The following is a 10,167-nucleotide window of genomic DNA, read 5'->3' on the forward strand; positions in this document are numbered from 1 at the left end:
GATCCCATCGGACATGTGAGACAAGACCGCGCCGGTGCGTGTCGATTCAGAATGCAGCTTTCGAAATCGCGCGTTCCAAGTCTCCGCACTCATGCGTTGTTTCTCGTAGGCGTTCTCCGCGTTCTCCCAACGAAGCAGGTTGTTGATCACTAGCGCGGTGCCGACCAGAAAGCAACTCGCAGCGGTCGCGACGAGGGTTTCGGTCGTGCCCGCATCCAACAGCGTGGTCAACCAGACGGTGAGGAACACGAACGCGATGCCGGTCACGATCATGCCCGAACGCGGTTGATAGCCGACGCGGGGAAACGAATCGACGGTCGCTTTTGTCGCTCGCGACGGGCCGGGTGGATCGTGCGTGGGCAAGGGCGCGGGCGCGGGCGCGACGGCGATGCCGCCGGAGCGTGTCGGCATCGCAGTGGAACCCTCTGCTGCGCCGTCTGGTGGCGTGTTGCTCATCACTCCGGTTGATCGCCGGGTTTCGGCGCGTTGAGAGGTTCGGCGGGGATTGGCAGTTTCATCGGGCGACGTTTGGTGATCAATCGGTGGACGAATTTGAACGAATCGGCAACGAAGAGCAAAAACGCCGCCGCCGGGACTCGCCGACGGAATCCTTTCTTGTCCACTTGGATGATTTCATTGGTGGCCACGTTCATGCCGGTCAAGAAGCCGTTGCCGAAGCAATAGGTGTCGACACAGACCAGGTAGCCTAGGTCGAGCACGATGCCGCTGGGTTGGGGCGTATGCCCGACGAAGACTTTCTTGCCTGAAAAGTGCGGGCCCGGTGTCGTGTTCAGGTGGGTCCAGTAACGCAACTCTTCGGGCTGCTCGTCCATCGGCGCTCGCGCATCGTAACAGGCGTGCACGAAGATCGACTCTGGCGTTTCGTAGTGCGGCAGCAACGACAGCAGAAACTTCTTGTGGGCGGCGGGAATCTTGTCGAGCGATCCGCCGTAGCTGGTCACGGTCGCCTTGCCACCGGCGGACAACCACATCTCACCGTCGAGCCCGCCGAAGGCGACGCCGCACAGCATGATCTCATGGTTGCCACGCAGCGCGACGACACGGCAACGCGATTGCAGTTCGATCAGCTGGTCGATCACGCCGCGGCTGTCCGGTCCGCGATCGACGTAATCGCCCAAGAAAATCAGCTCGTCGTCCGGCTCCGGCGCGATGCATTCGATCAGCGTTCGCAGAGCCTTGTCGCAGCCGTGAATGTCTCCGATTACAAAACGCCGCATTCGCCCGACCGCTTTAATTCACCGACGGATCGTTGAAACGCAATCCGGGCGAGAGTGAAGAAAGGATTTCGTGGCCGCAGCGTTTGACCGCCGACTCCCAAACCTGTTCCGGGTCCTCGAACACCACGTCGGCATTGGCCACGCCGACCAACCAGCCCCCGCACTGCATTTCGTGATCCAATTGACCCGGGCCCCAACCCGAATACTGCGACACGAACCGGACGCGGGCATCGACACGCGATAACAGTAACCGCAGGTGGTCTTCGTCACCGGTCAGCCACAATCCGGACGAATCTTGGCCGACCGGTGATCCGATGCCGACCAAATCGTGCAGCGCCAACAGCGGGCCGTCGACCGGACCGCCTTCGAAAATCAAGTCATCGTCGCGGACCGAACCCTGCGGCATCGACAGTTCCACGATCTCGCTGAGCCGCTGGTCGGTGGGCCGATTGAGCGACAGGCCGAACGCCCCCTCGTCGTCATGGCTGACAATCAAGACGACGCTGCGTAGAAAGTTCGGGTCGTTTAAATACGGCGACGCGATGAGCAGTTTTCCGCTTAAAAATTCGACCATGGTTGGATGCTACCTGTTCAGTCCGACCCGATGCTTTGTGGACCAGACATGGTCGTTTCTCGGGTGACGGTCACAACGCCATTGTTCAGCCTGCAGATCGAATCCGCAGTTCAAATCCGCAGTTCAAATCCGCCAATCTCTCCCCGCCTGATTCAGTCCGCCCGTTCCGCCTACCCGTTCAGCCCGCCAGATCTTGCCAGACGCAGCCTGCCCAGGACAGGCCGACGCCGAAGCCGATCAGCATGTTAACGGATTCGCGGTCCAGTCGACCAGACTTGCGGAGCTGGTCGATCAGGATCGGCAGCGTGCACGAGACGGTGTTGCCGATGTCCGCCAATTCGATCGGAAGCCGCTCGGGCGCCAGATCCAGTCGGATCCGCAATTCGTCGAGCATTTTCCAGGTCGCCTGATGCATTAAGTATTGCGAAATATCGGCGTCGGTCAGCTGCTCCTGTTGCAAAATCTGGTCGATCAATTGGGGCACGGCGTCGACGGTGAAACTGATCAGGCTCGGCCCGTCCATGTACAGCCGGCTTTTCCAGCGTTTGCGATGTCGCGGTGGGATCGCGTCTTCGGGGGGGCGGGCGCCGCCGTCGCCGACGATCAACATGTCCGCACCGCTGCCGTCACTGCCGAATTTGAACCCTCGCAAGGAGGGCGTGTCGCCGGCGGTGACCAACGTCGCCGCGGCTCCGTCGGCGAAAATCGTTCGCAAACTGCGGTCCGCCGGGTCGATGTATTTGGTGTACGTTTCTGCAGTCAGAAACAGAATTCGCTTGGCCACCCCGCTTTGGATCAGACCGTCGGCGACGGCCAGTCCGTAAACGTAACCGCTGCAGCCGAGGTTGAAATCCAAGGCCCCACAGTGCGTCGGAAGCGACAGCCGATCCTGGATCAGGCAGCTGGTCGTCGGCAGCGGGTAGTCGGGCGTTTGTGTGCAAAAGAGCAGGAAATCGATGGAGTTCGGGTCGATTTGCTGTTCCGCGAACAGTTTCTCGGCCGCGGCCACCGCCAAGTCGCTCGATGTCTCGCCCTCGGCGGCGATGTAGCGTTGGCGAATCCCCGTTTTCTCTTCAATCAGGGCCAAATCCCATCTCGGGAATTCCCGCTGAAGCTCCTCGTTGGTTTCTACCTTTTCCGGGAAGTGAACGGCGATAGGGCCAATTTGGGCGTACGGCACAGACGGCATCCTAAAATTGCCAAGTGAATAAAGACGTTCAAAAGGAAAGCCTACCAATGTTCGCCGCCAGCGCGGACCCGGGGATCGCCCTGACAGCCTATCAAACGCTTCTCGGTGACCACCCAATCCATCGAGACGTCATGATCGTCCAGCGGGACGTGTGGCACGATCTGGCACTCAAAGGCCACACCGACGAGCACCGTTTCAGCCCGCACGCCGGCCAACAGACGGTCGTAAAATCCGCGGCCGTGCCCCAGCCGCCCCCCGTCGGGGTCAAAGGCAACGCCCGGAACCACGATCAAATCCAATTCCGTCGCGGCAACCGAACGGTCCGCTCGGCCACGGATCTCGGGACGCGGTTCCAAAATGCCGAATGCCCCGGGTGACAGATCGTCCCACCCTCGCAAATCGAACAGATGCAGGTCCTCGCCGACACAATACGGCACCACGATCCTCTTGCCCGACTGCCGCGTTCCCCGTAGCGTCTGCTGCAACGCCTGTTCGGTGCGGACTTCGTCCCGCACGTGGACGTACCACAGGACGCAGCCGGCTGCGGCATACTGCGGCATCGACTGCAGCCGATCGGTGATCTGGCGGCTGAGCCGTTCTTTGTCCCCTTGTTCGCGTCGTGCAGCGGCGGCTGCGCGTCGGATCGAATCTTTCGTTGGGGCGCCCATCGGCTGGTTCTCCCGCGGAGCCGGAGGCATCAATCGGCCAGGCCGACGAAGCGCTCGGCGGGCTCGTCCCACTGGGCTGCATTTTGTGGGGTATAGGTCTTCACCGCAAAGCTCTCTCGCACCAGTTTGCGGGACTGCAGCACGGCGGTGGTCAGCTCCTGTGGATTACCGCTGCCGATCACGCCGGTGCCCACCATTTGCATCAACAGGTTCCCGATCGCCGTCGCTTCGACCGGCCCGGTGATCACGGTTCGATTGCAGGCATCGGCGGTCATCTGGCACAGCAGCTCATTCATCGTTCCGCCGCCGACGATATGAATCGTCTCGATGCGGTTGTCGACCAGTTGCTCCAACATGCCCAAACAGACTCGGTACCGCAGCGCCAAGCCTTCCAGTGAGGCGCGATAGTAGCCGCCTTCGGCATCCGGTTTCGGCTGTCCCGTTTTCGTCGCAAACCCGTCGATCGCATCGAGCATGTCGGTCGGAGCGGCGAAGTCGGGATGGTCCGGGTCGATCAGCAACTGAAACGGTGCCGCCGACTCGGCTTGGGTGACCATGGATTCCCACGTCACCTCGTTTCCGCGGCGTTGCATGGACTTGCGAAGCTGTTGGAAAATCCACAAGCCGCCGAGGTTCTTCAGCAAACGCGTGCTGCCGCCCACTCCGCCTTCGTTGGTGAAGTTGAATTCCGAACATTGTTCGGTGACCCGTGGTGACGCCAATTCACAGCCCATCAGGGACCAGGTCCCGGAGCTGATGTAGCACCAGTCCGGCTTTTCGGGCGCGAATCCGTCGACCGGCACCGCGAGCACCGCCGAGGCGGTGTCGTGCGTGGCCGGCAAGACGACAGCGACATCTTTCAAACCCGTCGCTTCGGCAACCGAGGGTTGAACATTGCCCAAGGTCGTCGCGGGCAAGGAAACCGGACCGAGCAGCTTGGTCGGAATGCCGAGTGCTTCGATCATCTCCGTCTGCCACCGGCCCGTTCGGGGATCGAGCATCTGGCTGGTGGAGGCGTTGGTGGCTTCGATGCTGCGTTTGCCCGAGAGCAACCAGTGAAAGAAGTCGCCCATCATCATGAAGCCATCGGCAATTTGCATCGATCGCTCGTTGTGTTCGACGGCCGAAAGCAGTTGAAAGACCGAATTGATTTGCATGAACTGCAATCCCGTCGCTTCGAACATCCGTCGACGCCCTTCTTCGGCACCACCGAGGATCTCAAAGGCGCGTTCGACCATGCCGTTGTTGCGGGCATCGCGGTAGTGCCGAATCGGCGATGCGATCTGGTCGTTTTCGTCGACCAAGACATAGTCGACGCCCCAGGTATCGACGCCGACCGATCGAATCGACTCGAAACGGGTCGCCGCGATCCGCAGACCTTCCAGAATTTCGGCCCACAAGCCGTGAACATTCCACTGCAGCGAATTTTGAATCATCACCGGATCGTTGGCGAAACGATGCACCTCTTCGAGCTGTAGTTTTCCGCCGTCGATGCGTCCGGCAATCACGCGGCCACTGGAGGCTCCTAAGTCGACGGCCAAGTGAACGGATGTGTTGGGCATGGAAGTGGCTCAGAGGGGGAAAAGAGGGAGTAGGTGTGCAGAATTCCAGGTCCGGCGTGGGAATTGCGTCAATATAAAACGTTGTGCGCGCCCCGAGTAGCAGTCTCCGGCCGCATGCGGGCTCAGGGCCTGCAGACAGGCGTCGATTCTCTTCGGATCCTCTCGCCAAGACCGGCAAGAAAATGTTCGCGTTTTTCCGCCCCGTGCGAGACAATGAGGTGCCGGGTAATCAGTGGATCAACCGCGGCCAATTCGCGGGCGTGTTGACTTCTGGCCACGAGCAGTCATGAGCTGAGCGATGAAAATTCTTGCCAATACCGGTCGCGAGTGTGTCGAGCACATTTTTGAAGGGGGCGTCTCGGCTTGGGACATCGGCGCGTCGGTCGGACAGGGCGGTCGAAATGACCGCGACGACGTCCGCACGATTCAACGGCTTCTCAACTTGATTGGTCCGCAGGACGGCGGTCCTGTGATCGCGTTAGACGAGGACGGCTGGATCGGTCCGAAAACGAACAAAGCGATTCTTGATTTCCAACGCTTTCAACGGACCGGCAGTGATGGCCGTGTCGACCCGCACGGGCCGACACTCAAACGGATGAATGAGATTCCGAAGCATCGCATGAAAGCTCAAAATGCCGCGCTGCTTGCCAAGGTCGTCACTGCGATGCCGGATTTGAATCAAATGTCGCTTAAGGCGCGGCGTACGATCGAAGGCGCGATCGACTATGTGCGTCTGGGAGAGGGATTGTTTACCTCCAAACGCAACTACGAATTGGCCGATCTCTATTTCGATTTCAGCAAGCTGTCAGACTCCGAAACGCTCAGCGAACTGGGCCTCATTCGAACCACGCTCCGGCGGGCCTACGCTGCGCTCCAGGTTCCCCCGATCCCACTGACAGGCTCGAATCCTGCCGGAATCTCGATCTTCACCATCGATCCGCTTGGCAAAAATTACTATGCGTACGTTCCCCGCACAGAAACCAAGAAAAACAAACGCAGTCCAGGATCCGATCCGGCGTATATCTACGTGTGTCAAAAAATGAGCAAACCGGTGATGGACAAGTTCACCCACATTCTGATGCATGAGTTGTTTCATTTCATCGACGATGAAACGTTTCTGTACATCAGAGACCACTGCTATCGAGAAAAGATCTTCAACCTGACGCACAAGCAGCGGATGCGCAATGCGGACAACTATGCGGTGTTTACTTCACATGTCCATTTCGGACGTGAACGACTGTTGAAGAGCCAACCAAAACTCAGGCCACACATCCCGGTGCATCTGCACTAAGGTCGTTTTGGGACATGGCAGTCAAGCTTTACTCACGTCAGGAATGAGGATCCAAAAGATAACGGAGATCGCCAAGACTTTCGGCAATTCATCAAACGGCCAAACCGATTTCCGCGTTCACTTCACGGCCGCGTCGCAATAGCAGGCTGATGGTCAGAATGACGCCGGCGTATTCAAAGAGTTCTTCGCCAACGGCAATCAATTCAAAGGTCAACGAGTAGTGCTTGTCTCCATCGTAATCGTGACCCGCCGTTTCGTATTCGACGTAGGTGCTAGCCATTTCCAGCACGATGGCACCAAAGACGAAAAGTCCTGCGGCGGTGATCAATCCGACGGCCAGCCACTTCGGCTGTCGGCTCAAGAATCGGACAAAGAAAACGGCGACAAGCAGACAGAGAATGGCGGCTGGAATGACCCAAGCATTCATCATGATGCCACTGCGGTTGCCGAATAGCTCACCGACAATGCGACTGGGCGCATTGTGGATCGACGCGACTTCATCGATTCCCATCAGCAACAACAAGACCGCGATCGCCTGCCAGCTGAGTCGATTTTCGGGTGCGTCTTTGATCGAAATCGACCAGGCCAAGAGCGCAGCGAGGTGCAACAGCGCGGCAGCGAACCAGGTTGGCAAATTGCCCTCGGCATCCACGTCAACCAGCTGTCTAAATCCCATCAGGGACGCTGTCCCCGGCCCGAGCATCAGATGGGCCGTTGCGGTCAACACCAGAAAGACTGCCGCGATCAGGGCAAGGAACCAAGGCGTTCGCTGACTGATCGTGACCGTTGTCGGGCGTGGAGGTGTGTCTTCTGGCACTGGAATGTTACTGCTGAACAAAAATGAAGCCTTCCGAAGGCAATCCCGGCGGGTTTCCGGCGACGTTTTGGGCTGCGTGGCGACTTAGCTTTGCCTGATTGTAGTTTCTTAAAACGGTGTGTCAGCGGATTTTCGAAATCTCTGACAGGAGTTGATCGGCGATCTTTTCCTGCTCCGGGATTGAGAGGGCATTGGGTCAAAAAATGAATGGGTCAAACGATGAGAGTGCTGGACCGGATGGTTGCCGACGAGCTGGGCCACTTCATTTTTTGACCACCCTATTTTTTGACCAACACTCCGTCGTTGGCACGAAGATCGAGTCGATAGCGAAAGTCGTCTCCCGTCGCTCCGGCACACCATCAGCTGCCGGCTTTCTAGCACAACCGATGTTGGGGTCTAGGCTGCTACTCTTTGGACCGCATGTGTGGCAGTCGTCGGCCTTGGGATTGGGCGATGTCGAGTTGGTCGTTGAGGTCATCGACGGCCAGCGGAATGATTGGGATGGTCATCAATGATTCGGGATCGATCTCGCTGCTGGCGCTGCGTTTGGCGAGTTGCTCGACTTCTTCTTCCAGTGCCGCCAGCCAAGCAGGCACGTCCAACCCGGCGCCGGTCGGCGTGCGGGCGAGCAACTCGGCTTCTTCTTCCAGCAATTCAAATCGCGAACTCTCTCGGCCGGCTTCGGCATCCCGCATGGCGGGTTTGACCAAGGCGCGCATCCGCGCGATCGTCATCGGCTGGACGAAGCGTTCCAGGATGCGGTCGGCGACGGTGGGCATTCGCATCGAGTAGTTCTTTTGCATCTTGCGAAGCCGCATGACGAACTTTTCGGCTTCGGCGCCGATCCGTTCGCTCAGACTGCGGCGCCACATCATGGCCGCGTTTTCCAGCCCGTTTCCGACCAGGACTTCGTGGGCCCACATGACGGGTTTCAGGTTCCACGCGATGCGTTCATAGCTGGCCCGCAGACGCAGGAAGTCCATGAACATGTAAACCAGATCGCCGCGGTCGCTTTGCGTCGTCGTGCTGTTGTAATCTTGGTATTCGGCGTGATGATCGATCAGCGTTTCGTAGACCAGCGTGATCCAACGATTGGCCTGGTTCATCGACAGCTTTCCGCTCCGCAGATCCTCGAACAATTGCATGTCGGCGATCTGGGCGTCGTCCTCATCGATCACCCGTTGCAGCCAGTCGGCGACGCCTTGGTGCAAGATGGCGCGGACGTTGCCGAGTTGCAAAAACACTTGGGTGAAGATCGGGTCACCGTAGCGGCGGATGAACTCGACCAATCGTTCCCAGCTTTGCCGATCGTTGACGGTTTCGAGCGGTGACAAACGCAGCGTTTGGCTGTGGGCGAGCCACGAACCGAGCATCGTTTCGGTCAATCGTTCGACCAGCGGAATCAGGACTTCGCCGATCGCGGTTTCGTCTCGGTTGAGTTCTTCGTAGTCACGGTCTTGGCGCACCGCGGCGGTCAACGCGTCGACCAAAGCCGTGAATCCGTCGCGGAACAAGCTGTCAAATTCCGTGACCGCGCCGATGCCGACGCTGTTTTGCTGTTCCATCAAACGCGACACTTCGATCAAGCGGCACGCTTCGCTGACCAGCCCGCGACGTGGCAGCCAGTGCATCAGGTGACGCAGCACACGTTGACGCAAACGGGCCAAATAGATTTTGACCGGGTCGCCGCCGCGTGAGATTGGAATGTACAGCAGGTTTTCGCGGCTGATCGCGTCGACGTATTCGGGAAACAGTTTGCGAGTTGATTCGACATCGCCGGCGATCAAGGACGCATACAGTTTGACCGCTTGGACGTCGTCGGCGGACATCTCGTCCAGGCCCGCTTCTTCGCCGGCCACCTGATCGGTCGACGATTCGCTGTGCTCGGCATCGCGACGGAGCGATTCGTGGCGGCCGACATGGGCGATGATCGCGCCGCAGATCAATCGCCGCGCGTCGGACATTTCGACCGCCGTGCCGATGATCCGTTCCATCAGCGAATCACGCAGCACCCGCGAGCGATCGTAGTCTCGCATCGACTCCTTGTCGCTGCCGCCGGGCGTGATCTTGTATTCGCGGACGGCATCGAGCAGTTCCAGCAATCCGATCCGGTTGACCTTGGCCCGTTGGGACCAATCGCGAAGCGCGACCAGTTGGTCTTGGGCACGTTCGGCGTCGTCTTGGTCGTCGGTGATGACGATATCGGCAGCGACCGACCACATGCGGGCGAGCGACTGCAGGAAGGTCAGCCGATCGACCAGTCGTTTCCATTCGGCTTCCAGTTCGTCGCGGCTTCCGTCGCCGGAATACTCGAAAACGGCGCCGTCGACTCCGTCGTCGGTGGTGTCGCGATAGGAAACGCCGTCGTAAGCGGCATCATACAATCCACCGGATTCGGAGTCGTCTTCCTCGTCCGGGGTTTCGCCGGCGAGTTCGCGTTCCCAGTCGCGCGGCGGTTTTGCGTTGTCGGCGAGTTCGAATTGGGGGGCCGACCAAAAGTCTTCGGCGTTGGCTTCCAAGTAATCGAAGCACTTCCGCGCCAACGGCCAAATCTCCGACGGCTCGCAACCGGCCCGCTGGGCATCGTCTTGGGATTCGTCGTCGAACTGGCCACGCAGTCTCATCAGCCAGCGTTCGGCCAACCGCGGCAACGAGTTACCGCCTTGGCGAAGTCCGATTTCGTTGGCGTTACCGAGCCAGTGAATCAGCAGTGCCATCGAGGGCAGGAAGTCGTAGCGTTCCAACAGCGCCGAGATCACCAGCGAGTAGGCTCGGGGAGAATCAAAGAACTCGGCGTGGGGCGCCCAAAATTTCACGTCGCCGGCCGC

The 10,167-nt window shown here is 59.2% G+C and carries 8 protein-coding genes and 1 pseudogene; 1 reads left to right on the forward strand and 8 read right to left on the reverse strand.

The annotated features are described in order from the left end of the window. The 6 genes from ABX749_RS09690 to ABX749_RS09715 form a co-directional block, all read right to left on the reverse strand. Positions 1-456, reverse strand: a 456-nt coding sequence (locus ABX749_RS09690; RefSeq protein WP_372895801.1) for a hypothetical protein, incomplete at its 3' end; no start/stop codon positions are given. After that, on the reverse strand, positions 456-1,238 hold the full coding sequence (locus ABX749_RS09695) for a metallophosphoesterase family protein (protein ID WP_372895802.1): 783 nt from the start codon (positions 1,236-1,238) through the stop codon (positions 456-458). The genes ABX749_RS09695 and ABX749_RS09690, both read right to left, overlap by 1 nt. Before the next feature lie 13 nt (positions 1,239-1,251). Then, positions 1,252-1,812: a YqgE/AlgH family protein gene (locus ABX749_RS09700; protein WP_095737078.1), complete on the reverse strand. Its 561-nt coding sequence runs from the start codon at positions 1,810-1,812 to the stop codon at positions 1,252-1,254. 178 nt (positions 1,813-1,990) lie between these two features. Next, the gene (locus tag ABX749_RS09705; RefSeq protein WP_145223097.1) at positions 1,991-2,992 is read right to left on the reverse strand and encodes a ketoacyl-ACP synthase III; all 1,002 of its coding nucleotides are present in this window, start codon (positions 2,990-2,992) and stop codon (positions 1,991-1,993) included. Positions 2,993-3,042: 50 nt separating this feature from the next. Continuing rightward, positions 3,043-3,669 carry a 5-formyltetrahydrofolate cyclo-ligase gene (locus ABX749_RS09710; RefSeq protein WP_372895803.1) on the reverse strand — a complete coding sequence of 209 codons (627 nt, stop codon included), beginning with the start codon at positions 3,667-3,669 and terminating at the stop codon, positions 3,043-3,045. Positions 3,670-3,698: 29 nt separating this feature from the next. Then, positions 3,699-5,231 carry a rhamnulokinase family protein gene (locus ABX749_RS09715; RefSeq protein WP_372895804.1) on the reverse strand — a complete coding sequence of 511 codons (1,533 nt, stop codon included), beginning with the start codon at positions 5,229-5,231 and terminating at the stop codon, positions 3,699-3,701. Positions 5,232-5,529: 298 nt separating this feature from the next. Here ABX749_RS09715 and ABX749_RS09720 point away from each other — a divergent pair, with 298 nt between their 5' ends. Beyond that, positions 5,530-6,522 (forward strand): peptidoglycan-binding protein, encoded by a 993-nt coding sequence (locus ABX749_RS09720; RefSeq protein ID WP_372895805.1) that lies wholly within the window; start codon positions 5,530-5,532, stop codon positions 6,520-6,522. A gap of 91 nt (positions 6,523-6,613) precedes the next feature. Here ABX749_RS09720 and ABX749_RS09725 read toward each other — a convergent pair whose 3' ends face one another. Together ABX749_RS09725 and ABX749_RS09730 are read right to left on the reverse strand one after the other, a co-directional pair. Continuing rightward, positions 6,614-7,339, reverse strand: coding sequence for a hypothetical protein (locus ABX749_RS09725; RefSeq protein WP_372895806.1), 726 nt, complete (start codon positions 7,337-7,339; stop codon positions 6,614-6,616). 404 nt (positions 7,340-7,743) lie between these two features. Next, a pseudogene (locus ABX749_RS09730) lies at positions 7,744-10,167 on the reverse strand (hypothetical protein); the annotation flags it as partial.

This window comes from Stieleria sp., from assembly GCF_041595215.1.
Classification (GTDB): Bacteria; Planctomycetota; Planctomycetia; order Pirellulales; family Pirellulaceae; genus Stieleria; species Stieleria magnilauensis.